This is a genomic window from Mycobacterium sp. E2238, assembly GCF_001672665.1.
Classification (GTDB): domain Bacteria; phylum Actinomycetota; class Actinomycetes; order Mycobacteriales; family Mycobacteriaceae; genus Mycobacterium.
Map to the genome: position 1 here is coordinate 13,531 of NZ_LZKF01000182.1, position 24,975 is coordinate 38,505.

A 24,975-nucleotide genomic window follows, 5' to 3' on the forward strand; every position below is an offset into this window, starting at 1 on the left:
GGAACCATGGCTGAACTAGACGACCCCCAGGACCAGCAGGAGAATCCGCCCGCCAAGAAGACGGACTTAACGGTCCCCGAGATGCGCGAATGGCTGCGCAACTGGGTGGGCCGGGCCGTCGGGAAGTCACCGGACGACATCGACGAGTCGGTGCCGATGGTCGAGCTCGGCCTGTCGTCGCGCGACGCCGTGGCGATGGCCGCCGACATCGAGGACATGACCGGTGTCACCCTGTCGGTCGCGGTGGCGTTCCAGCATCCGACCATCGAGTCGCTCGCCACGCGGATCATCGAGGGCGAGCCCGAGATCGACACATCGGGCGACGACGTTTCGGACTGGACGCGCAACGGCCCGGCCGAGCGCGTCGACATCGCGATCGTGGGCTTGTCGACCCGGTTGCCCGGCGACATGAACAGCCCCGACGAGACGTGGCAAGCGCTGATGGAGGGCCGCGACGCGATCACCGACCTACCGGAGGGTCGCTGGGCGGAGTTCCTGGAGGAGCCGCGGCTGGCCGAGCGGATGGCGAAGGCCCGCACCCGCGGCGGCTACCTGAAGGACATCAAGGGTTTCGACTCCGAGTTCTTCGCGGTGGCCAAGACCGAAGCCGACAACATCGACCCGCAGCAGCGGATGGCGCTGGAGCTGACCTGGGAGGCGCTCGAGCAGGCGCACATCCCGGCGTCGAGCCTGCGCGGACAGTCCGTCGGCGTGTACGTCGGCGTCTCCAACAACGACTACAGCTTCCTGGCGGTGTCCGACCCGACCGTCGCGCACCCGTACGCCATCACCGGAACGGCGACGTCGATCATCGCCAACCGGGTCTCCTATTTCTATGACTTTCGGGGTCCGTCGGTCGCCGTCGACACCGCGTGCTCGAGCTCGCTGGTGGCCATCCACCAGGCCGTGCAGGGCCTGCGCAACGGCGAGGCCGACGTCGCGGTCGCCGGGGGTGTCAACGCGCTGATCACTCCCGTGGTGACGCTCGGTTTCGACGAGATCGGCCAGGTCTTGTCGCCCGACGGCCGGATCAAGTCGTTCTCCTCCGACGCCGACGGTTACACCCGCTCCGAGGGCGGCGGGATGCTGGTGCTCAAGCGGGTTGACGACGCCCGCCGCGACGGCGACCAGATTCTGGCCGTGATCGCGGGCAGCGCGGTCAACCACGACGGCCGGTCCAACGGCCTGATCGCGCCCAACCAGGACGCGCAGGCCGACGTGCTGCGCCGGGCCTACAAGGACGCCGGCATCGACCCGCGCACCGTCGACTACATCGAGGCGCACGGCACCGGGACCGTCCTGGGCGACCCCATCGAAGCCGAGGCCCTGGGCCGCGTCGTCGGCCGGGGACGTCCGGCCGACCGCCCGGCGCTGCTGGGTGCGGTGAAAACCAATGTGGGCCACCTGGAGTCGGCGGCCGGCGCCGCCAGCATGGCCAAGGTGGTGCTGGCCTTACAGCACGACAAGCTGCCGCCGTCGATCAACTTCGCCGGGCCCAGCCCCTACATCGACTTCGACGCGATGCGCCTGAAGGTCATCGACCAGGCCACCGACTGGCCGCGGTACGGCGGTTACGCGCTGGCCGGGGTGTCCAGCTTCGGCTTCGGTGGCGCCAACGCGCACCTGGTGGTGCGCGAGGTCTTGCCCCGTGACGTCGTGGAAAAAGAGGCGCGTGAGCCGGAACCCGAGCCCGAGGTGAAGGCCGCCGCTGACGCAGCCGAGGCCCCCACGATGGAAAGCCACGCGCTGCGGTTCGACGACTTCGGCAACATCATCCCGGATGCCGAGGCCCCCGAGGAGGACGAATACGAGCTGCCGGGCGTCACCGACGAGGCGCTGCGGCTCAAAGAGATCGCGCTGGAAGAGCTCGCCGCGCAGGAGGCGGAGGAGCCGACCAAGCCGCTGATCCCGCTCGCCGTGTCGGCGTTTCTGACCTCGCGCAAGAAGGCGGCGGCCGCCGAGCTGGCGGACTGGATGGAAAGCCCGGAGGGCCAGGCGTCGTCGCTGGAATCGATCGGGCGGGCGCTGTCGCGGCGCAACCACGGCCGCTCCCGCGCGGTGGTGCTGGCGCACGACCACGAGGAGGCCATCAAGGGCCTGCGCGCCGTCGCCGAGGGCAAGCAGCGGCCGGGCGTGTTCAGCGTCGACGGGCCGGTGACCAACGGCCCGGTGTGGGTGCTGGCCGGGTTCGGCGCGCAGCACCGCAAGATGGGCAAGAGCCTGTACCTGCGCAACGAGGTCTTCGCCGAGTGGATCGAGAAGGTCGACGCGCTGATCCAGGACGAGCTGGGCTACTCGGTGCTCGAGCTGATCCTCGACGACTCGCAGGACTACGGCATCGAGACCACCCAGGTCACCATCTTCGCGATCCAGATCGCGCTCGGTGAGCTGCTCAAGCATCACGGCGCCAGGCCCGCCGCGGTGGTGGGCCAGTCGCTGGGCGAGGCCGCCTCGGCGTACTTCGCCGGCGGTTTGTCGCTGCGCGACGCCACCCGGACGATCTGCTCCCGCTCGCACCTGATGGGTGAGGGCGAGGCGATGCTTTTCGGCGAGTACATCCGGCTGATGGCGCTGGTGGAGTACTCCGCCGACGAGATCAAGACGGTGTTCTCCGATTTCCCGGACCTGGAGGTGTGCGTCTACGCCGCCCCCACGCAGACCGTCATCGGCGGTCCGCCCGAGCAGGTGGACGCGATCATCGCCCGCGCGGAATCCGAGGGCAAGTTCGCCCGCAAGTTCCAGACCAAGGGCGCCAGCCACACGCAGCAGATGGACCCGCTGCTCGGCGAGCTCGCCGCGGAGCTGCAAGGCATCAAGCCGACCAGCCCGACCGTCGGCATCTACTCGACCGTGCACGAGGGCACCTACATCAAGCCCGGCGGCGAGCCGATCCACGACGTCGACTACTGGAAGAAGGGCCTGCGCCACAGCGTCTACTTCACCCACGGCGTCCGCAACGCCGTCGACAGCGGGCACACCACCTTCCTGGAGCTCGCGCCCAATCCGGTTGCGCTCATGCAGGTCGGGCTGACCACGGCCGCGGCCGGGCTGCACGACGCCCAGCTGATCCCGACGCTGGCCCGCAAGCAGGACGAGGTCGAATCGATGATCTCGACCATGGCGCAGCTCTACGTCTACGGCCACGACCTGAACATCTGGACGCTGTTCACCCGCGCCGCCGGGCCGGCCGACTACGCGAACATCCCGCCGACCCGGTTCAAGCGCAAGGAACACTGGCTGGACGTGCACTTCTCCGGCGACGCGTCGGTGATGATGCCGGGCAACCACGTCGCGCTGCCGGACGGTCGCCACGTGTGGGAGTACAAACCCCGCGGCCAGGCGGACCTGGCGGCGTTGGTGAAAGCCGCCGCGGCGGCGGTGCTGCCGGATGCGCAGCTGGCCGCCGCCGAGCAGCGCGCGGTTCCCGGCGAGAACGCCCGGCTGGTGACGACGCTGAGCCGGCACCCGGGCGGGGCCTCGGTGCAGGTGCACGCCCGCATCGATGAGTCCTTCACGCTGGTCTACGACGCGCTGGTGACGCGGGCCGGGGAAGCCGGCGTCACCCTGCCGACCGCGGTCGGTGCCGCAGCCGCGATCACGGCCCCGTCCAACGGAGCGGCCGTGTCGGAGGCCCCCGTCGACGAGGCGGATGCGGAAACCCTGACGGACAGCCTGACCAACCGGTACTTCTCGGGCAGCGTGGGCAAGTGGTCACCTGACACGGGCGAGACCGTCGCGGAGCGCCTGGGCATGATCGTCGGCGCGGCCATGGGCTACGAACCCGAGGACCTGCCGTGGGAGGTCCCGCTGATCGAGCTCGGCCTGGACTCGCTGATGGCGGTGCGAATCAAGAACCGGGTCGAATACGACTTCGACCTGCCGCCGATCCAGCTGGCCGCGGTGCGCGACGCCAACCTCTACAACATCGAGGAGCTGATCAAGTACGCGGTCGAGCACCGCGACGAGGTCGAGCAGCTGCACGAGTACCAGAAGACGCAGTCGGCCGAGGAGATCGCCCGGCTGCAGGCGGAAATGATGAGCGGCGCGTCGCCGAGCACGGTGACAGCCCCGGCGCCCGACCCGCAGGCGGAGCCGGAAACGCAACCAGCGCCACCGCCGCCGGCCTCGGACGTCCCCGTCCCGCCGCCCCCCACGGACCCGTCGGGACCCAACGGCAAAGGCGCCCAATCCAATGGGGCGGCGCAGCCGGCACCCAACCTGGCCGGGGCCGCCGAGGCGCTGAACCAGCAGGCGGTCGCCGCGGCGCTCAACTCCGACGTGCCGCCGCGCGACGCGGCCGAGCGGGTCACGTTCGCCACGTGGGCGATCGTCACCGGCAAGTCCCCGGGCGGCATCTTCAATCCGCTGCCCAAGCTGGACGACGAGCAGGCCGCCAAGATGGCGCAGCGCTTGTCGGAGCGCGCCGAGGGTCCGATCAGCGTCGAGGACGTGGTGACGTCGGAGAACATCGAGGCGCTGGCCGAGAAGGTGCGCGAGTACCTGGAGGCCGGCGTGATCGACGGGTTCGTCCGCACGCTGCGGCCGCGGCCCGAGGGCAGCACGAAACCGCCGGTGTTCGTGTTCCACCCGGCCGGCGGCTCGACGGTCGTCTACGAACCGCTCCTGAACCGGTTGCCCTCGGACACCCCGATGTATGGCTTCGAGCGGGTCGAGGGGTCGATCGAAGAGCGTGCCGCGCAATACATTCCGAAGCTGATCGAGATGCAGGGCGACGGGCCGTACATCCTGGCCGGCTGGTCGCTGGGCGGCGTCCTGGCCTACGCGTGCGCGATCGGGCTCAAGCGGCTCGGCAAGGACGTCCGGTGGGTCGGGCTGATCGACGCGGTCCGCGCGGGCGAAGAGGTCCCGCAGACCAAGGAGGAGATCCGTAAGCGCTGGGACCGCTACGCCCGGTTCGCCGAGAAGACGTTCAACGTCACCATCCCGGAGATCCCGTACGAGCAGCTCGAGGAGCTCGACGACGAGGGCCAGATCCGGTTCGTGCTCGAGGCGGTCAGCCAGAGCGGTGTCCAGATCCCGGCCGGGATCATCGAGCACCAGCGCACGTCGTACCTGGACAACCGGGCCATCGACACCGCACAGATCCAGCCGTACGACGGGCATGTCACCCTCTACATGGCCGATCGCTACCATGACGACGCGATCATGTTCGAGCCGCGGTACGCCGTTCGTCAGCCGGACGGCGGCTGGGGCGAGTACGTGTCCGACCTCGAGGTCGTGCCGATCGGTGGCGAGCACATCCAGGCCATCGACGAGCCGATCATCGCCAAGGTCGGCGCACACATGACCGAGGCACTCAACGCGATCGAGGCGAAAGTAGGCAAGTAGTGACGGAAATGCTGCCCGCTCCCGTTCAGCATTCGACGGCCGAGAAGCTGGCCGAGTTGCACGTTCGCCTGGAATTGGCCAAGGAGCCGGGCGGTGAGAAGGCGGTCGCCAAGCGCGACAAGAAGGGCATCCCCAGTGCCCGCGCCCGCATTCACGCGCTGGTCGACCCGGGCACCTTCCTCGAGGTCGGGGCGCTGGCCAAGACGCCGAACGACCCGAACGCGCTCTACGGTGACGGCTGCGTCACCGGGCACGCCATGATCGACGGCCGGCCGGTCGGGGTGTTCTCCCACGACCAGACGGTGTTCCAGGGCACGGTGGGCGAGATGTTCGGCCGCAAGGTCGCGCGGCTGATGGAGTGGTGCGCGATGGTGGGGTGCCCGATCATCGGCATCCAGGACTCGGGTGGCGCCCGGATTCAGGACGCGGTGACCTCGCTGGCGTGGTACGCCGAGTTGGGCCGCCGCCACGAGGCGCTGTCCGGGCTGGTGCCGCAGATCTCCCTCATCTTCGGCAAATGCGCTGGGGGAGCGGTGTATTCGCCCATCCAAGACGATCTGCTCGTCTCGGTGCGCGACCAGGGTTACTTCTTCGTCACCGGTCCCGACGTGATCAGGGAGGTCACCGGCGAGGACGTCACCCTCGACGAGCTCGGCGGCTCCGACGCGCAGGCCCGCTACGGCAACATCCACCAGGTGGTGGATTCGGAGGCCGAAGCGTTCCAGTACGTGCGTGAGTTCTTGTCGTTTCTGCCGTCCAACTGCTTCGACAGTCCGCCGATCATCAACCCCGGGCTGGAGCCGGAGGTCACGCCGACCGACCTGGAGCTCGACGCGATCGTGCCGGACTCCGACAATGCGGCCTACGACATGCACGAAATCCTGCTGCGCATCTTCGACGACGGCGACTTCCTCGAGGTCGCCGCGCAACACGGGCCGGCCATCATCACCGGGTACGCCCGGGTCGACGGGCGCCCCGTCGGCGTCATCGCCAACCAGCCCATGCACCTGGCCGGGTCGATCGACAACGAGGCCTCCGACAAGGCCGCGCGGTTCATCCGGTTCTGCGACGCGTTCAACATCCCGCTGGTGTTCGTGGTGGACACCCCGGGCTTCCTGCCGGGCGCCGAGGAGGAGAAGAGGGGCATCATCAAGCGCGGCGGCCGGTTCCTCTACTCGGTGGTCGAGGCCGACGTGCCGAAGGTGACGATCACCGTGCGCAAGTCCTACGGCGGCGCCTACGCCGTGATGGGATCCCGGCAGCTGACGTCGGACTTCAACTTCGCCTGGCCCACCGCGCGCATCGCGGTGATCGGCGCGGAGGGGGCCGCGCAGTTGCTGATGAAGCGGTTCCCGGATCCGACGACGCCCGAGGCGCAGCAGATCAAGAAGGACTTCATCGAGGGCTACAACCTGAACATGGCGATTCCGTGGACCGCCGCCGAACGCGGCTTCATCGACGCGGTCATCGACCCGCACCAGACCCGGCTGCTGCTGCGTAAGTCGCTGAAGTTGTTGCGGGACAAGCAATTATGGTTCCGCACCGCGCGCAAGCACGGGCTGATCCCGGTTTAACTCTGCTGCGGCACAATCACATTGGTCACACCCGCACCGCGGGTCCGACTATGCGCCGACCGCGAAAAGCGATATCGCAGGCGATATCGAATCTGCGGATTGGGTGGTGTGCCCGGCGTGCGACGGCGTGACTTCTAGCTCGTGAACGCGCCGTCGATGAGTTCGTCGAAGCGCTCCAGCGCCTCGTCGCAGTCGGCGTCGATGCCCCGCAGCGCCCCGCGGTCGGCGAGATACCGCTGCGCGTAGAGCCGGGCGACCAGCGCCTTGCGCTCCCCGCCGCGGGTGGCACGCTCCCAGGCGGCCTGCTCGGTGAGCAGCGCCGCCGCGTACACGTCACCCATGAATTGGGCCAGCGGGAACAGGCGCGCCTCGGCGATGTCGCGGTCCAGCTTGGACCATGCGGTGATCGCCGCGTCCAAATCCTCGATGCGCCCCGCGACCAGCCGGGTGGTGTCGTCGTCATCGGAAACCGACACGGCATCGCGTAGCCGCGCCAACAACGGCTCATGGGCGCGGGTCTGCTCGATGCCACGCCGCACGTCCAGGCAGAGGATGTTGTCGGGCCCTTCCCAGATGGTGTTCACCTGCGCGTCGCGCAGCAACCGGGCCACCGGCCAGGTCTCGATATAGCCGTTGCCGCCATGGATTTCGATCGCGTCGGACGCGGCGGTGATCCCGAGCCGGCACACCTTGAGCTTGGTGACCGGCACGGCGATGCGTTGCCGCATGCTGCGGGGCTGACGATGGTTGGTGGCGCCGGTGCCGTCGAAAACCATCGCCTGCGCGGCTTCGACGTCGACGACCAACTCGGCGAGCTTGCGCCGCATCAGCGGCTTGTCGATGAGTGCCCCGCCGAACGCGTGCCGCCGCCGGGCGTAACACAGCGACTCGACCAGGGCGCGGCGCGCGTTGCCGAGCCCGAACAGGGCGATGCCCAGGCGCGCGGCGTTGGTCAGCTCCATCATGCGGCCCAGCCCCTTGCCGTCCGACGGTCCCGCGTGTCCTCCTGAGCCGCTCGGCTCCTCGGATAGCAGAAACGCCTCGGCGTCAACGAATTCCACCTCGCCGGAGGCCACCGATCGGGTGCCGAGCTTGTCCTTCAGGCGGCGAACCCGCACCCCGTTGCGCGAACCGTCACGGCGGGTACGCAGCACCAGAAAGTTGGCGATGCCCCGCGACGAGTCGGGCGCGCCCTCCGGCTTGGCCATCACGACGAACGCCTCGCCGCCACAGTTTGACGCAAACCACTTGAAGCCGTTGAGAATCCACGCACCTTCATTTTCGCCGCTTACGCGTCGAGCCGTCGTCTCGAGCGCGGCCAGGTCCGAGCCGCCGGTGCGTTCGGTCAACAGTTGCGCCGTCTCGCCCGCCCACTCGCCCGAGGCGAACTTGGCCAGCACGTGCTCTCGCACGTCGGCCGGCGCGTAGGCGGCCACCAGCGACTGGACCATGCCGCCGCCGGTGCCCAGCGCGCAGCCCATCCCGATATCGGCCTGGTTGAGTAGATAGTTGGACGCGAACAGGCCTAGGCCCGAGCTCACTTTGGCGGCGCGCGCGTCGTCGCGCAGGGCCTGCTGGGCATCCAGGACCGCGCGCTTGGACTGGGTGAACGAGGCCGGCATGACGACCTGGCTCACGTCGTGTCCCCAGCGGTCATAACGCTCCAGCCGGGGCGGGTTGCGGTCGGTCTCCTCCGCCCATCGCGCGACCGGGCCGGCCATCAACTCGCCCATCCGCACCAGATGCGGCTCTACGACCGCGAGTTCGTCCGGTTGCAGGTAGTACGCCATGGTGAACTGCAGGGTGGGATCGGTGCGATACCAGTTGAGACCCACGGCCCCGCGGTAGTTTTCGGTTTGGTAGCGCTGCGACTTCTCCTCCGTGGAGAAGGGCAGCCTGTCCACCGCCTCTACGGCGTAGTCGCTCATGGAAGAGACGCTACGCGCCCGTGAGGAAAACCAGGCGAACCCTGCCGATCTGGATCTCGTCGCCGTTGGCCAGCACCGCCGAGTCGACGGGCTCCCGGTTGAGATAGGTGCGGTTCATACTGCCCACGTCGACGATGCGGAATTGGCCACCCTCGCTGCGCAATTCGGCGTGCCGACGGCTGACGGTGATGTCGTCGAGGTAGATGTCGCTTTCCGGATGCCGGCCCGCCGACATGACGGGTTGGGTCAAGGCAAACCGCGAGCCGGCGTTGGGGCCGCGCGTGACGACGAGCAGCGCCGAGCCCGGGCTCAGTGTCGGTGTGTCCTCGAGCGCCGCGGCGGCTGCGGTCGCAGGCGCGTCGAACTCGGCCGGCAGCGCGGTGCCGATGTCGCCGGTGAGTTCCTCCGAGCCTTCGCGCTGCGTCGGCCGGTTCGGCGTGGACCCGGTGCTGCTCACGCGGCTCGCGGCAGATCCGGGTTGGCCGCGGCCGCCTGCGACGTCGGCCGCGTCGGTGCCGGTGCCCAGCCGACGTAGGTCAGGTACACACCGACGAGGGCGAAGACGACGCACGCGGTGATCCACCAGGCCTGCGCGCCGATCATGTCGTTGGCGAGCGAGGCGAAGAACTTGGGGAAGGCCACCAGCAGCAGGCCCCGCAGCACGATCAGCCAGCCGAGCAGGGAAACGATGATCGCCGCGGCGCCGCGCCAGCTCTGGTGAGCGGCGACAATGGTCAGGCCGAGCAACAAGATGAAGGCGCCGGTGACGAAGGTCCACATCGAGTTCGCCTCGAACTGCGACAGCAGCGACTGCATGTCGGACACGCGCGCCACCGCCGTCACATCGACAATGACGAGGAAGGGACCGAGCACGCGGGAGAAGAAGCGTGTCGTGTGCGACTGTTGTGGAGCGTTCATTGCCGTACCTCTCATGCGGCGCCGGTCATTCGGCGATCTCCTTTATCGGAGCACTTGACCGCGGCGTCGAGATAGGGACTTATGGCACTGCCTGGCAGGGCGTGGGGCTTATACCGGTGCCACGAACTCGGACGTGTAAAACTCCGCCGGATTCTGCGAGTTCGGGTTGGCCCGCTCGATAATCACCCACACACCAGTGGTGCCGGGGTGAATGGTGTCTTGCACGGTCGCCGTTCCGTTGCCCGCCGGGTCGATGTCCATGCCGGAGAAGGCGGTGCCCGGATCACCCGGCCCGCAGGGACTCGACGACGGCCGCGGCATCTGGATGAGCCCGACGTCGAAGTGGGTGCCCGGCTCGGGCTCGTCGTACAGGTGCACCTCGGCGACCGCTTTTGACCCGGAGGTATGGATCAGGGCCGAACCGGTGCCCAGCCCGGGCCGGGGCACCTTGGGGGCGACGCTGACGCGGCTGAAATCGCAGCGCCGATAGTAATTGTCCAGGGCTACCGTGGTGCCGCCCTCGGCGGCCGCTTTGGCAATTTCGAACGCCGCCGCGGGGGTGATCACCACGGTGATCGTCGCCGCACATGTTCCGAGTCGTGTCAGCGCGTGCATGGGGGCCGCCTATTGGGTCCGTGTGAAGGGGATCACAGCGGAATAAGTATTGACCCGAAATTGGCGGAAATAAACCTACCGCGGACAATTACTCGACCGTCAATTTAATGCGGCTATTTGTCGGCTGACCAATTACTGGCGAGATCTATATAAAGCGGCTAAGGCTTAATGCGGATCGGTCCCGGGGACCACCACCCGGTGCGGGTCGCGGTGCCGAGGTCGAGCAGCGCGGGCTGGGCGTCGGCGACGGTGTCGAACTTGCGCAGCGATCCCCAGTCGCGGCCCCAGTCGTGGGACAGGTAGGTCGACATCACGTGAGCACGCAGGAGCAGGTCGGTGATGCCCAGCAGGCCGCCGTTGACCCCGTCCTGCCAGGTGTCGGTGTCCTGTTTTTTGGCGTTGTAATCCGGAGTGATCCGGAACTTGGGGATCTCGGTGACGCCGTTGGCGTGCAGCATCGGGTGCTGACACGGGAAGGCCAGCCCGACCGCCCAGTCCATCAGCACCGGCTGCGTCGAGCCGACGTACTCCTGCAACGAGCGCAGCTCCGGCACCCGCGGCGGGGTCAGAGCGATCCAGTCGTCCGGCGTGAGGGAGAGGTCTTCGGCGACCACCCGCACCGCGACGGCGTCGGCGGGCATCTGGGAGCGGGCGAAGCGCAGGTTCCGCCAAACCTTCGGTTGTTCCCCGTACAGGTCGTAAGGCACCAGGCGCCCGGCCGGAAGCACGGCGCCGCCGGGACCGGGCTTGCCGAATTCCAATTCCACGGTCTGCCCGTTGGTGTGGTGGTGCAGGATGCTGTTGCCGGCGATCGTGCCGGCGGCGGTCACCACTACCAGCGGGTGTCCGGCGTCGGGCTTGGGCAGTTGATACCACGCCGAGGTCAGCTTGCTCTGCTGTTGCGCGCCGCTGGTGTAGCTGCCCGCCAGCGGAACCTGATCGGGGTTGAGGCCGTACGGCAGCGGCACCGTCGATCCGTTGATACCCGGCGTCGTCAGCTTGAGCGGCGCGTCCCAGTCGTAGTCGGTGCCGGGCTGTGGCACTGACGTCTCCTTGACCGACTCGGCCAGCGTGCGATCCGGTACGCCGTTCGGGGTGAATCCGGTTGGGTTGACGCCACCCAGCGGCCCCAACGGGCCGTAATTGTCGGGCAGCGGCGCCATGAAGCCGGCGTTGCTGTCCGGCTCGACGAGCACGTCGTCGGCCAGCCCGCAACCGCCGCTGAATTCCCTCAGGTTGTCCCAGGCGTTGGAGTAGGTGGGGTACTGACGCACGATGCCGGCCGTCATCGACGCGATGAACACCACCGCCATGAATCCCGCCGCGACGGGAATGGGCGCTGCCGTCACCAGCCGCGCCAGCCGTCCCTCGCCGCGGCTCCTGGATGCGAAATGCAGGTACATCGCCCACAGGGCGGCGATCGCGAACAATGCGAAAAAGATTGTGCTGATCGTGATTCCGCCGATTTTCGGCATGCTGCTGTTGAACGGCACGCCGTAGCTGGAGACGTACCACCAGCCGTTGGTGGTGGCGAAGCACAGCGCCAAGATGAACAGCACCGCCGCCAGGAACGCCATCCGGTTGCGCGACCAGCGCAGCACCTCATGCGACACCAGCACCGCGGTCAGGGCGGCCATCGCGGCGCCCACCGCGGCGAACAGTCCGAAGTGGTGCACCCACTTGGTGGGCGTGAACATCAGGAAGAACATGGTGCCGAAGATGACGCCCATCAGCCGCCACGCCGGCCCGCGGGCCACACCGGGAACTCGCTTGCGCCGCAACATGATGAACACCGCCGTGAACAGGCACAGCGCGGTGATCAGGAAGCCGAAGCGGCGCGAGAGCGATCCGTCGACGGTGGGCAGAATCAGGTAGTAGTAGCGCAGGTTCTCGGTGTACCAGGCCTGGCTGGGCCCGATGTCGGTGCGAATCCTGGTGGCTTCCAACACCGTTGACAGCGTCTGATCGGCGAACACCACGGTCAGGATGACCGTGCCGGCGGCCAGCATGGGTGCCACCAGCGGCCAGGTGCCGACCAGGCGATGGCGGCGGACCAGAATCCGCAGGATCGGACGGCCACCGGCGACCAGCGCCGCCACCGCGATCAGTCCGGTGGGCTGGACGCCGAGGGTGAATGCCGCGGTGACGACCGCCAGCGCCGCGGGCGTCAGCCGGCTGTAGCGCATGGAGCGCTCGATCAGCACATAGGTGATCAGCGACCCGACGGCGATGATCGGCTCGGGTCGCAGACCGTTGTCGAACGGCATCCACGCGGTCAGCAGGACCAAGCCCGCCGCCCAATTCGCCGCCTTGCTGCCGGCCACCGCGGGCCCCAGCCGGGGCAGCACCTCACGCGAAAGCAGCAGCCAGCAAACGATTCCCGCGATCAGGTCCGGCAACCGCATCCACAGGCTGGCGTCGCTGACGTGTGTCATCAGCGCCAGCAGGTTGTAGTACCAGCCGAAGGGGTCCTCGGGGCTGCCGAACCAGCGGAAGTAGTTCGACATGTAGCCCGCGTGGTCCGCGACCCGGGCCATGCCCAGGATGTAGCCGTCGTCGGAAGAGTTGGCCCCGATCACGTGCCAGAGCACGAAACCGAAGATCACCACGACATCGGCCAGGGTGAAGGTGCGCCAGTTCGCGGGGATGAGCCGGCGCATCCGGTGGCCGTCCAGCTGGTCGAGGCGCCACAGCGCAACCAGCGCAACGATGGTGGACACGATCGCCACCACCATTGCGACCAGTTTCAAAGTCGTTGGGGTGGTGGAGAACCGGGTGTCGATGGTGGCCGACAGTTTCAACCCAGGCGGGGCGGGGCCGGTCAGGTCGGTGAACACCCCCACGATCTGTGGCCGCAGGTTCGGGTCGGGGAAGCCGCCGCTGATGGGTTTGCCCGCCGGATCATTCAGCCCGACGAAGGTGGCGAAGGCGCCGGCCTTCGTCGAGGTGATCTCGATGCGTTGACATTGCGGGGAGGCCACCTGGTCGCGCGCCGCGCTGGCGATCACCACGTTGCGGTCGGTGACGTCCACGCGCTTGCCGTTGACCACAACGAACAACGCGTTCAGCGCGGCGTCCTTGCCCTTTTTGGGTGCCGTGCTGAGCACCACCCCGCCCTCCGGCGGCAGGGCGCGCACCGCGGAGCAGGGCACGGTCGCCGTCACGTCGACCGGGGTGAGCGAAATCAGCGGGGCGGTAACGCTATTCAGTTGACCGCTCTGTGGCCAGTTCAGGGTCGCGGTGGTCTGCACGACGGGCAGCAGCGGGGTGGCCACCGACAACACGAATCCGACCAGGCCGGCGATGGTCGCCACCCAGCGCGTCACCCGCACGTCCTTGACGGTCTGCACGCTCATGGGAGTGCCCGAATCGGTCCCTGCCGGCTCCAGCCGCGCACTGTCATCACACCCTGTTCGATTACGGCGTCCGGCGCCTGATCAGCCGGCACCAACCGGAAGTACTGCTCCACGGATCCCCAGTCGCGGTACCAGTCGCCCCGCAGATACGTCGCGACCGTCGAGGTGCGCAGCATGGTCTGCAGGAACAGGAACGGTCCGCCGGCCTCACCGGACTGCCACCCGTTCGACGACGACGCCGTTTGTTTGTGATCGGGCAGGATTCGGTACTGCGGAAGTTCGGCAACGCCAAGGTGTTCGGAGAACGGCCGCTGGCACGGGAAATTCGCGGCGGTCGCGATGTCCATCAGCACCGGTGTCTGCGATCCCATCAATTGCTGCAGGGTTTGCAGCACCGGGACCCGCGGCGGCGTGAACGCGAACCACTGATCCGAACTCAGGTTCGGGTCGTAGGCGACGATGCGCGCCACATTCGCCTCGGGCGGCGCCCAGGTCAGCGGGAACCGCAGATTGCGCCACGCCGGCTCGGGCCCGATGTCGATCGGCTGCACCTCCCCGAGCGGCTGGGTGCTGCCGTCGGGGCGGGCGATGCCCCACTGCAATTTGAGCGACTGTCCGTAGGTGAAGGTGCCGTCCTCCTTGTACGACCAGATGGCGCCGGACGCCGACACCACGACGATCGGGCGGTCCGGCGTGCGGGGCGGCAGCTGGTACCAGGCCGAGGTGGCGGTGGCAGCCAGCGAGTTCTCGCCGTAGCTGCCCATCACCGGCGTGCGGGCCGGGTCTAGGCCGAACGGCAGCGCCGCGTGCGAGCCGTTGACGCCGGCGGGGCCCTTCCCGCCAGCGGTGCCCGCGGAGTCACTCATGGCGGCGTTCGGCTTGTTCGGTGACGCGTCGGAATTCACCACCCCCGGTTTGGTGACCACCGGATAGGACCTCAGGTCATCGCCGACGCCGTCGGGTTTGAAGCCGACCGGGTTGGCGCCGCCGAGCGGCCCGTCCGGGCCGAACGTCTGCCCGGGCGCCGGCTGCAGCATGCCGGCGTTGGGGTCGGGCTCGGTCAGCACGTCGTCGGCCATCGCGCAGCTGGCGGGCGACAGGCCCGAACTGATGGCGGCCAGATTGGCCTTCCCGGTGGTGTAGAGCGGGTAGCGGAACACCGCGCCCTTGGTCAGCGAGGCGACTTCGCCGACCACCATGATGGTCGCGACCACCAGCAGCGGGGTCGACGCCAGCACCCGGTTGCGCCGGTTGTCCTTGACCTCGGTGTGTCCGGCGTAGTCCATCCGGAAGTGCTGCCAGGCGGCCAGCAGCCCGGTGAGGATCGACAACGTCAGGAACATCGACGTCACGGGGTGGCTGGCGACCACCGGCTGGATGTCGTACCACGGCACCCCGTAGTTGCCGACGTAGAACCAGCCGTTGATGCCGGAGGTCGCCACCGCCACCACGAACAGCAGGGCCGTGACGTACAGCGTCAGGTTGCGGCGGTTGTGCAGGCCGATCCGCGCCAGCGCGAACGCGGTTACCGCACCCAGCGCCCCGGCCAGTCCGGCGAACGCGCCGAACTGGACGGCCCACTTCGTCGGGGTGAACGTCAAGAGCAACAGGCCGACGGCCGTGGTGCCGATCAACCGCCAGGCCGGCCCGCTGGCGACCCCGGGCACCCCGCCCCGGCGCAGCAGGATGACCAGCATGCCGAACAGGCACAGCAGCAGCACCAGCACCGCGAATCGCCTCGCCATCGACCCGTCGGGGTTGGACTCCACCGTGAGGAAGTAGTAGCGAAGCCAGTCCTGGTACCACGCGATCGTCGGCCCGACCTTGTATTTGATGCGCGCCGACTCGGCGACGGTCGCCAGCGTTTGGCTGCGGAACACCACGACGGTGATCAGCGACAGCGACGCCGCCAGCACCGCCAGCGGGGCGAGCAGCCCGTCGGTCACCCGGCGCCGCCGGATCGTCTGGGCGACGGCCCGCGCCCCGGTCAGCAGCGCCGCGACGGCGATCAGGCCCTGCGGCGCCAGCGTCGCGGTGAGCATCGCGACGAAGATGGCGACGGCGGCCGGGGCCAGGCGTTGCAGCGCGATCGCGCGTTCGACCAGGATCCAGGTGACCAGCACGCCGAGGGCGATCAGCGGCTCGGGCCGCAGACCGTTGTTGAACGGCAGCCAGGCGGCCAGAAACACCGCGCCCGCGGTGAAGACGGCCACCCGGTTCGCCGCCAGTCCGCCCCTGGCGGGCCCCAGCCTGCGCAGGATCAAGTGGCTGATCACCAGCCAGCAGGCGATGCCGGCCAGCGTGGCCGGCAGCCGCATCCACACGCCTGCGGTGCTCACCGACGCCAGCCTGGACAGCAGCCCCAGGTACCAGTCGAACGGCGCGTCCGTCGTGCCGAAGTAGCGGTAGTAGTCGACGATGTAGCCGGCCTTCGGGGCGACGCGGGCGATGGTCAGGTTGTAGCCGTCGTCGGACGATGTGGCGCCGATGACGTGCCAGAGCAGCAGCGTCGCGATCACTCCGGCGTCGGCGATCCAGGTGGCGATGCCGACGCGCCGCCACGAATTCCAGCGCGCACGGGGACGGTACCGGGAGAGCCAGGCGATCGGGGACTGCCAATTGATCAGGGTGCCGCCACCCCGGCTGCGCCGGTCGAGCGCGGCCAGCGCGATGACGGCCGTCAGGACGGCCAGCGCGCCCACGCCCATGGCGAGCTGCTTGAGGGCCGTTGGGGCCGTGATGAACCGGGTGTCGATGTCGACGCGGGCCGACAGCCCGGGCTGTGCGGGCACCTTCAGGTCGGTGAAGATCCCGCCGACCTGCGGCTTCTTCTCCGAGGGCAGTATCCCGGAGGCGCCTGGCATGCCGACGAACTCCGCACCGGCCGCGCCCGCGTCGGCCCAGGCGTGCAGCACGCTGCAGGCCCCGCCGGCGACCGCCGGGCGCGGTGCCGCCACGGCCACGGTGTCGCGGAACGCGACGACCACCAGGTCCTTGTCCGCGCGCACGAACAGCCCGTTCTTGCCGGCGTCCATGCCGCCGGCGGGCAGGGTGGAGACCACCAGTCCGCCGCCGGGGGGCAGGGTGGCGATCGCCGCGCACGGGATGGAGATGTCCAGCGCGCGCGGCGCCCCGGACACCAGGGGAGCGGTGATCTGGGTGATGTGACCGTCCGCGGTGCCCTGCGGCCACAGCACGGTCGCGGTGGTCTGTTTCACCGGGAGCAACGGGACCAGCACGCACAACAGCAGACCCACGAGGCCGGCGACGACTGCCACCAAGCGAGGGATCCGCTGCGAACGCTGATCATCGTCGTGGGGCACGAGGCTCGATCGTAAGCGAAGCTGCTTTGTCCGCTGAGGACGCGGGGCCGCGCGGGGCCGCCCGGCCTCAGCGGGCCAGCCGCGCGGCGAGCGTGTCGAGACCCGGGCCGGCGAGGTCGGCGAGCGCCGCGCGGCGGCCGGACATCGCCATCAGCAGCGCCTCACCCGGTCCGGTGACTTCCGGCCCGTGGCCGTGTTCCCAGTCGACATCGGTGGCGCGCAGGCGCAGGCCCCTGATCCGGCGGCCGGCGCCGAGCCTGGGGTTGCCCGGCACCAGGCCGAGGACCCGTTCGAGCCGATCGGCCGGCACGCTGCGCGGCCGGCCCAGCGCGCGACGGATGTCTTGGTGATGGATGGTGCCGTCGACGAGCGCGATCATCCCGCCGAAACCTGCTGTCAGCCCGCGTGGTTCGAGATGGGCACGCAGTAAGTCGAGCAGCTGCCCGGCGGTCAGGTCGGCGAGTTCGTCGACGCCCACCTGGTTGGCCCGGACGACCCAGCCCTTGGCGAAGCGCTTCAGCAGCCCCAGTATGCCGAGCTCTTCGTAGCTGATCACATGCGCGACAACGCCTTTCACGGTCCACTTCGAGCACAGGCTGGGGGCGTCCCACTGCTGCGGCGTCAGGGTGGCCAGGAAATCCGCCAGGTCGGCCCGCTCGTCGTGGGCCATGCTCATCAGGGTGGCAGTCATTGCCGGGCCCCGGCGAGCAGCAGCCGGCCGTAGCGGTCCAGGTACAGCGGCCAGCCCGCGTCACCGTCGACACCCTCGGCGACGGATTCCCACCCGGGTCCGTGGCGGTCCAGGTGGCGATGCTCGAGGTCGACCCGGGTGCGGTCATCGGACTCGGCGGTGAAGCGCACTTCGACTTCACTGGTTTTCGATTGGTCGGGTTCCAGTTGCCAGGTTGGGCCGATATCCCAGGTGAACACGAGGCGGCGGGGTGGCTCGTAGGCCAAGATCCGCGCCCAGCGGCATACGCTGCCGTCGACGCCGCGGTCGTAGATGTGCCCGCCCACCCGGCGCTCGAAGACCGTCTCGGCGATCGCGACCGCCAGCAGATTGTGCTCCCGAGGTTTGAAGTCGCCGAACTGCTCGGTGAAGACGGCGAATGCCCGCTCGATCGGCGCGTTGACCACGACGTGGTGTGTGACATTCGGAATCCGTTGCGTCACAGGGGTTCTCCTTTACTCTCATCGATCTTCTGGGCGTAGCCGGCCAGCGCCTGCGACCAGAACCGGTCGAGATCGGCGCGCAACGCCTCGAGGCCCGTCGGGTCGAGTTGATAGACGCGCCGGGTGCCTGCCGCGCGGTCGCGCACCAGCCCCGCGCATTTGAGCACCTTGAGGTGTTGCGAAACGGCCGGCCTGCTGACGGGCAGATGCCGCGCCAGTTCCCCGACGGCGGCCGGGCCGTGCGCGAGCCGCTCCAAGATGGCCCTGCGCGTCCGGTCCGCCAGGGCGTCCCAGGCATCCCCATCGGTTTGGTAAGCCGCCACAAACCGTAAGCCTACGCTTACCGATAGCGGCGCGGCAATGCCTGCGACGCCGGGGATCGGGGCAACGGGCCATCGATCGGACGCGCGCGACCTTGGGATCGGTAGCGGGCCCGACCTTCTGCACTGGCGGGATGAACATCCTCCGCGTCACAAAGCGGGTACTCGCTGGTGCATTGCTTTCGGGCGGCTTCGTCGTCGTCGGGTCGGGCCTGGCCGCGGGAACCGGCCATGCTCAGCCCGCCCCGATGGTGTGCCAGGACCCAAGCCGCGGGCCGAGCCCCACCAACAGCTGCACCTACCAATGGTGCCCAGGCTCACCGGAGCTGAAGAATATGCCGGACTGGGACAGAAACGTCTGCCACCCTTGGTATTTCGATCAGAACAGCCCGGTGACCAATTCGACCATCATCGAAGGTTTTCCACCGCCGCGGCCGCCGTCGCCGCCGTGCATCCCGTTCATCAACTGCCTGCCCGGGTTGTGACGGCTAGGTCTTGCGCAGGGGCGCGGGATTCCACAGGCCGCTGCGGGTTGCCGTGCCGAGCTGCAGGCGGGCGGGCTGCGCATCGGCGTAATAGGGCGTCAGCCGTTGCAGCGAGCCCCAGTCGCGCGACCAGTCGTCCTTCAGATAGGTGGCCATGGTGGTCGCCTTTACCAGCAGCTCGGTGACGCCCAGCGGTCCGCCACCGTTGTTGTCCATTACCGGCGAGTTGGCCTCCGCGCCGAAACGGTCCGGCAGGATGCGCCATTTCGGCGTCTCGTCGACGCCGTTTTGATGGCCGAACGGCCGCTGGCAGGGGAACGCCAGCCCCACCAACCAGTCCAGGAACACCGGGTCCCGCGATCCCACCACGTCCTGCAGCGTGCGCAGCTGCGGGATCCGCGGCGGTGTGAGCGCGATCCAGTGCTGCGGCGCCAGGTCCTCGTCGTCGGCGACCAACCGGATCTGGGTGGCGCCGGTGGGGATGGCCGACAAGGGCAACCGCAAGTTACGCCAGGCCGGGGAGGCGCCCACATCGGCGAGCTGGAACGACCCGCCGGGGTGTCCGTGGGCGGCTTCGTCATCGGTGGCCCATTGCACCTGGACCTCGCGGGGGTCGAAGCGGCCGGCAGCGCTCACCACCAGCAGCGGCCGCGCCTGGTCGCGGGTGGGCAGTCGGTACCAGCCCGACCGCAGGTGGGCGGGCACCTGGATGCCGGGTCGCCAGCTGCCCAGGACGGGCGTGCGCGACGGATCGAGGTTGTAGGGCAGCTGGGCAACCGAACCGTTGATTCCCGGCGCCGGAGTGGTGCCGCCCTCGGTGCCGGCTTCGGCGCCGGTAACCAGCTTGTCGTCGTTGATGAAGCTGCGGTCACCCGGCCGCTCCATCACGGGGTCGGCGCGGACGTCCGCGGGAATCCCGTTGGGCGTGAAGGCTTCCGAGAGGCCCGCGCCAAGTGCGTCGCCCACCGTGGCGCTCACCGGCGACAGCGTGCCGGCGTTGGGGTCCTGTTCCACCAGCACGTCCTCGGCCAGTCCGCACGACTTGCCGGTCAGCGCCTCGAGGTTGGAGCGGCCCACCGTCCACGCGGGGTACTGGTCGGTCATCGCCAGGGTCAGCGATGCCACCTCGAACACCACCAGCAGCCATGTCGCAATCGCCAAGGGGGACTGGACGATTCCGGCGGCCCGCGCGCCGAGGCGGGTTTTCGGTGCGCCGTTTTCGGGATCGACGAAATGGAACCACGCGGCCAGCAGGAGCACCACGACGGTCAGCCCGAGCAGCGCGGTGGCGAAGGCATAGTGCCACGCCGGGAACGAATTCGACCATGGCACACCGAAATTGGAGACATACCACCAGCCGTTGACGCTGGCGAACGACAAGGCCACCAGGAACAGCACGACGGCGGCGAACATGGTGCGGTTGCGCCGGGATCGCATCGCCACGGACGTCACGGCTATCGCGGCCAGCGCGCCTAGCGGTCCGGCCAGCCCGGCGAACACCCCGAAGTGGTGGGTCCACTTGGTGGGAGTGAACATCATCGCGAGGAACGAGATGATGGTGATCCCGACGATGCGGCGGCTCGGCCCGGCGGCCGTGCCCGGAATCCGGCCCTTGCGCAACGACATTGCGACCGTGATCCCGAGCGCCAGGACCAGCGCCAGCACGGCGAAGCGGCGGGCGACCGACCCGTCGGGACTGGCCATGAACAGCCGCTCGTAGCGGATGTGTTCGTCGAACCAACTCAGGCTGGGCCCGACGGCGCGCTTGAGCATGCTGGCCTGAACCTCGCCGGCCAGCGTCTGGTCGCGGAATATGAGGATGGCGGTGACGGTGACCGCGGCGAACAGGGGCGCCACCAAAGGCAGCGCGCCGAACCGCTTGGACCGGCGGTGCAGGATGGTCCGCAGCGGTCCGATCGCGACGAGCAGCGCACCGATCGAGGCGATACCCGTCGGTCCGGAAAACAGCGTCAGCGCACCGATGATGCAGGCGACCGCCACCGGCAGCAGGCGGCTGGTGGCCACCGCGCGTTCCACCGAGCACCAGGTCAGCAGGATGCCCAGCGCGATGATCGGCTCGGGCCGCAGGCCGTTGTTGAGCGGCAGCCAAACGGCCAGGAACATGCCGGCCGCCGTCCACGCCGCGCCGCGGCTCAGCTTCACGGCGTGACCCAGGCGGGGCATGACCTCCCGGCTGATCACCCACCAGCACGTCAGCGCCATGGCCAGGGTGGGCAACCGCATCCAGATGCTGGCGGTGCTGACGTGGGCCCACAGCGCGAGCAGGTCGTAGTACCAACCGAAGGGGGCCTCCGGCGTGCCGAACCAGCGGTAGTAGTTGGCCATGTAACCGGCGTGCTCGGAGACTCGGGCCATGGTCAGGATGTAGCCGTCGTCGGACGTGTTGGCCCCGACGAACTGCCACCACACCAGCACCGCGATCACCAGGGCGTCCAGGCCGCCGACTGACCACCAGCGCGACGGCAGGAAGCGGCGATGCCGGCTGCCGTCCGCGGTGTCGAGCAGGTGCAGCGCGACCAGGGCGGCGGCGGTCAGCACGACCCCGAGGACCATCGCCGCCATCTTCAGTTGGGTGGGGCTGCTGCTGTAGCGGGTGTCGACGGTCGCCGAGAAGGTCAGGCCCGGCGGCGCCGGCCCCGCCAGATCGGTGAAGACACCGACGATTTGGGGCCGGAAGTCATAGCCGCTCTTCTCCCCGCGCAGCGGCGAGCCGGGATGCTCGGCGTTGGGGCCCTGGGTCAGCCCGACGAACTCGGCGGTGACGCGGTCGGCGTGCGCGGTGAAGGTCAACCGCTGGCAGGCGGGGCTGAGCACCTGGCTCAGCGGGGCGGTCACCACCGCCACGTTGCGCACCACCACCACCAGGTAGTCGTTGGCGCGTTGGATGAGCAGCCCGCGGTCGACGGCCTTGGGAGCCTGCTTGGGCACCGTCGACAACAGCACCGTCTTCGCCGCGTTCGCCGGGCCGGCGAGGCCCGCGGCGGCCTGGCACGGCACGGTGACGTTGAGGTCGGTGGCGACGTACCCGATCAGCGGCGCGTCGACGCTCTCGAAGTTGCCGTTCTGCGGCCAGTTGAGCTGGGCGGTGGTCTGGTTGACCGGCAGCAGCGGGGTGGCGATGGCCAGCAGCGCCCCGAGCAGCCCGGCGACGGTCGCAACCAACCGAGTGATCCGGTGGTTCGCTCCCGTGTCGGTCACGGTGGTAGATGCTAGTTCTTCGACGCTCGGCGGCCCCTTTGGAGGCACGGTGTCGGTGCTCATCAGCGGCCTGCCGGGGGCTTGCGGATGGCCACCACGAACGGGCCGGCGCTGCGGACCACGAACTGCGGGCTGTCGAAGAGGGCGGCCCGCAGGTCGACGGTGTAGCGACGGACGTTGGGCTGGTTGGGATACACGTCCTCGGCAAGCCGCAGCGTGTAGTTGCCGTTCGCGCCGCGCCGCATGAGAAACACCGTGGGCGGTGGCCAGGGGCAGGTGTCGAGTGCGTGGATGAGGTCGTCGGCGGACTTGAGTTTCGACCACTTGTTGATCTGGGCGGCCCGCAGGTCGAACTGCGCCAGCGGGTTGGCGTAGTGCGACGTCAATCCCTGGAATCCCCAATAGGGATAGAAGGACAGGAAGCTGTAGTCGGCGGTCATCACGACGGTCTGATCGCGGGGCCTGCCGGTCGCCGTGGCGATGGCGTGGTCGATGTCGGGGTAGAACTTCTCCGAACTCGGCGGGCGGCGGTCTCCGCGCTGGCCGTTGCCGTCGGTGTCGGTGTAGGCGATGGTGAGATCCGGGCGCAGCACGTCGGGGATGTCCTGGCTGAACGCGATCGCGGCTGCCAGGCCGACGGCGCCGGCGACGGGAAGGACGGCCCGGCCGCGCGCGGACAGCGCCCGGACGGCCTCGACGAAGCCGAATGCCCCGGCGGCCACCAGCAGCACGGTCAACGTGGGTTGCAGCCGGAAGGACAGCAGCGTGGTGCGCGCCAGCGTGGTCAGCATCGACAGCAGCGACCACAGGTAGACGGCCAGCACCCCAATGGCCAGGGCCCCCGCCCGCACGGACGACCCGGCCCGCACCACCAACCAGAGGGCGCCCAGCAGGCAGACCGCGCCCAGCAGGGAGAACTGCAGCATCGGGAAGGTCAGCACGGCGCCGTCGGCCGGCAGGTAGTGCTGGGCGCTGCCGGAGTTGCTGACCGGGCTTCGCACCGCGCGCAACAGGAACGGCAGCCAGGTGGTGCTCGCGATGGCCGCGGCGAGGACCGCGACGACGGCCAGCCGGCGCAGCGGGTCGAGCGCAGCCCTGGCGCCGCCCCGCCGCCAGCGCAGGCCGGCCAGCCACACGGCCATCAGCAGGACGGTGAACGCGCCGAACGCGAACAGCAGCAGGTACCAGGTGGCCATCCAGCCGACGAATAGTCCGGCGCCGACGATCGCGGCCCAGCCGCCGTTGCGCTCGCCGCCGCGCAGACCCGACCAGGTCAGCACCAGCACCGGCGGCAGCAGCACGGTGATCATGGCCGCGTAGGGCTCGGGCGAGCCGTAGGCGAGCGTCGCCGCCGCCGTCGCGGTGGTGACGATCAGCGCGTACTCGAAGCGCACCATCCGCCACCACAGCACCAGGGCGACGGCCACCGCGATCGTGATGGAGGTGACGGCCCACGGCTTGTAGACCTCCCAGGCCGGTGTGCCGCTCAGCGCCGCGGCGCGCCCGCCGAGCCAGAACCAGCCGGGCGGGTAGAACGGCGGCAGCCCGATGTAGGTCATGTCGCGCAGGGCGGGGCTGTCGGCGAGCCGGGTCAGGTATTCGGTGCGGAACTGCTGGTCGACGGAGATGCCGAACAGGTACAGCTTGGTCGCGCCCAGCGGCATGCCCAGCGTCACGACGGTGAACGCGGACACAAACGCCAGCCCGCCCAGCTGCGCGAGCCAGCGAAACCGGCCGGAGCGTCCCCAGGCCCAGCCCACGGCGACCAGACCGGCCAGGCAGCCGACCTGCCCCACGGTGGTCAGCGCGTGCAACTGGTTGGACGACGGGAAGGCCGGCCACTGCACGCGGGAGATGGCGACCAGCGAGATCACCGCGACCACGACGGCCACCGCCACCGCGACCGCCATCTGGCCCAGGACGGCCAGCGCGTTGCGCATGATCAGATTGGCAGCTTGCGGAAGACGCTCCGCGGGATGTGTCGCAACACCATCATCACGTAGCGGAATGCTGCTGGCGCCCAAACCAATTCCTTACCCTTTGCGGCGGCGGTCACGGCGAGGTTGGCGACGTACTCCTTGTCCACGGTCAACGGAGCTTCCTTGACGTGCGCGCTCATCCGGGTGCGCACCTGACCCGGGCGGATCACCAGGACGCGAACCCCGTACTCGCGCAGCGCCTCTCCCAGGCCCAGATAGAAGCCGTCCAGTCCCGCCTTGGTGGAGCCGTAGACGAAGTTGGACCGCCGCACCCGCTCGCCGGCGGCCGAGCTCATCGCGATGATCTGGCCGAAGCCCTGGGCGCGCATCTTCTCGCCCAGCAGCACACCCACCGAAACCGCTGCGGTGTAATTGATCTCGGCGGCCAAGACGGCCTTGCGCTGGTCCTGCCACAGCTCCTCGGCGTCGCCGAGGATGCCGAAGGCGACGATGGCCACGTCGACGTCACCGTGGGCGAAGGCAGCGTCGATCGTTTTCGGGTGGCTGTCGGGGTCGGTGGCCTCGAAATCGATCAGCTCGACCGAGCGCGCGCCCGCCGCCTTCATCTGGGCGACCGCGGCGTCGCGGCCCGGGTCGTTCGGCATGGCGGCCAGCACGATGCGGGCGTGCGCGTTCTGCAGGTAGCGCTCACAGATAGCCAGCCCGATCTCGGAGGTACCGCCGAGTAGCAGGATGGTCTGCGGATTTCCCACGGCATCTAAAACCATTGGCGCAC

Annotated in this window: 15 protein-coding genes; 3 read left to right on the forward strand and 12 right to left on the reverse strand. The window is 69.0% G+C overall.

All coding sequences use genetic code 11. The annotated features are described in order from the left end of the window. Positions 1-6: 6 nt before the first annotated feature. A complete protein-coding gene (pks13, locus tag A5711_RS16340; protein WP_067948259.1) occupies positions 7-5,349 on the forward strand; it encodes a polyketide synthase Pks13 in 5,343 nt (1,780 codons plus the stop codon). 8 nt (positions 5,350-5,357) lie between these two features. Next, on the forward strand, positions 5,358-6,923 hold the full coding sequence (locus A5711_RS16345) for an acyl-CoA carboxylase subunit beta (RefSeq protein WP_156744970.1): 1,566 nt from the start codon (positions 5,358-5,360) through the stop codon (positions 6,921-6,923). Between the two features lie 134 nt (positions 6,924-7,057). Here A5711_RS16345 and A5711_RS16350 read toward each other — a convergent pair whose 3' ends face one another. The 9 genes from A5711_RS16350 to A5711_RS16390 form a co-directional block, all read right to left on the reverse strand. After that, positions 7,058-8,851, reverse strand: coding sequence for an acyl-CoA dehydrogenase family protein (locus A5711_RS16350; RefSeq protein WP_067948263.1), 1,794 nt, complete (start codon positions 8,849-8,851; stop codon positions 7,058-7,060). A gap of 10 nt (positions 8,852-8,861) precedes the next feature. Further along, positions 8,862-9,308, reverse strand: coding sequence for an FHA domain-containing protein (locus A5711_RS16355; protein ID WP_067948265.1), 447 nt, complete (start codon positions 9,306-9,308; stop codon positions 8,862-8,864). Beyond that, positions 9,305-9,769 carry a hypothetical protein gene (locus A5711_RS16360; RefSeq protein WP_067948267.1) on the reverse strand — a complete coding sequence of 155 codons (465 nt, stop codon included), beginning with the start codon at positions 9,767-9,769 and terminating at the stop codon, positions 9,305-9,307. The genes A5711_RS16355 and A5711_RS16360 overlap by 4 nt, the downstream gene beginning before the upstream one ends. A gap of 108 nt (positions 9,770-9,877) precedes the next feature. Continuing rightward, positions 9,878-10,384, reverse strand: a complete 507-nt coding sequence (locus A5711_RS16365; protein ID WP_067948269.1) for a hypothetical protein — start codon at positions 10,382-10,384, stop codon at positions 9,878-9,880. Positions 10,385-10,542: 158 nt separating this feature from the next. Continuing rightward, entirely contained in the window at positions 10,543-13,740 is a 3,198-nt protein-coding gene (locus tag A5711_RS16370) for an arabinosyltransferase domain-containing protein (RefSeq protein WP_067948270.1), read from the reverse strand. Then, entirely contained in the window at positions 13,737-17,063 is a 3,327-nt protein-coding gene (locus A5711_RS16375; RefSeq protein ID WP_067948272.1) for an arabinosyltransferase domain-containing protein, read from the reverse strand. The genes A5711_RS16370 and A5711_RS16375 overlap by 4 nt, the downstream gene beginning before the upstream one ends. Positions 17,064-17,130: 67 nt before the next feature. Beyond that, positions 17,131-17,754 carry a maleylpyruvate isomerase family mycothiol-dependent enzyme gene (locus A5711_RS16380; protein ID WP_067948274.1) on the reverse strand — a complete coding sequence of 208 codons (624 nt, stop codon included), beginning with the start codon at positions 17,752-17,754 and terminating at the stop codon, positions 17,131-17,133. Beyond that, positions 17,751-18,236, reverse strand: coding sequence for an SRPBCC family protein (locus A5711_RS16385; RefSeq protein ID WP_067948276.1), 486 nt, complete (start codon positions 18,234-18,236; stop codon positions 17,751-17,753). The genes A5711_RS16380 and A5711_RS16385 overlap by 4 nt, the downstream gene beginning before the upstream one ends. Continuing rightward, on the reverse strand, positions 18,233-18,559 hold the full coding sequence (locus tag A5711_RS16390; protein ID WP_067948278.1) for a helix-turn-helix transcriptional regulator: 327 nt from the start codon (positions 18,557-18,559) through the stop codon (positions 18,233-18,235). Before A5711_RS16390 ends, A5711_RS16385 begins: the two co-directional genes overlap by 4 nt. Before the next feature lie 131 nt (positions 18,560-18,690). Here A5711_RS16390 and A5711_RS26935 point away from each other — a divergent pair, with 131 nt between their 5' ends. Beyond that, positions 18,691-19,041: a hypothetical protein gene (locus A5711_RS26935; protein ID WP_068010502.1), complete on the forward strand. Its 351-nt coding sequence runs from the start codon at positions 18,691-18,693 to the stop codon at positions 19,039-19,041. A 3-nt stretch (positions 19,042-19,044) separates the two neighbouring features. Here A5711_RS26935 and A5711_RS16395 read toward each other — a convergent pair whose 3' ends face one another. The 3 genes from A5711_RS16395 to A5711_RS16405 are packed head-to-tail and all read right to left on the reverse strand — an operon-like array spanning position 19,045 to position 24,967. Further along, complete coding sequence (locus A5711_RS16395) at positions 19,045-22,323, reverse strand: arabinosyltransferase domain-containing protein (RefSeq protein ID WP_156744969.1); 3,279 nt, start codon at positions 22,321-22,323, stop codon at positions 19,045-19,047. Beyond that, entirely contained in the window at positions 22,323-24,200 is a 1,878-nt protein-coding gene (locus A5711_RS16400) for a galactan 5-O-arabinofuranosyltransferase (protein WP_067948282.1), read from the reverse strand. Before A5711_RS16400 ends, A5711_RS16395 begins: the two co-directional genes overlap by 1 nt. Positions 24,201-24,202: 2 nt before the next feature. Next, positions 24,203-24,967 (reverse strand): decaprenylphospho-beta-D-erythro-pentofuranosid-2-ulose 2-reductase, encoded by a 765-nt coding sequence (locus A5711_RS16405; protein WP_067948284.1) that lies wholly within the window; start codon positions 24,965-24,967, stop codon positions 24,203-24,205. Positions 24,968-24,975 lie beyond the last annotated feature (8 nt).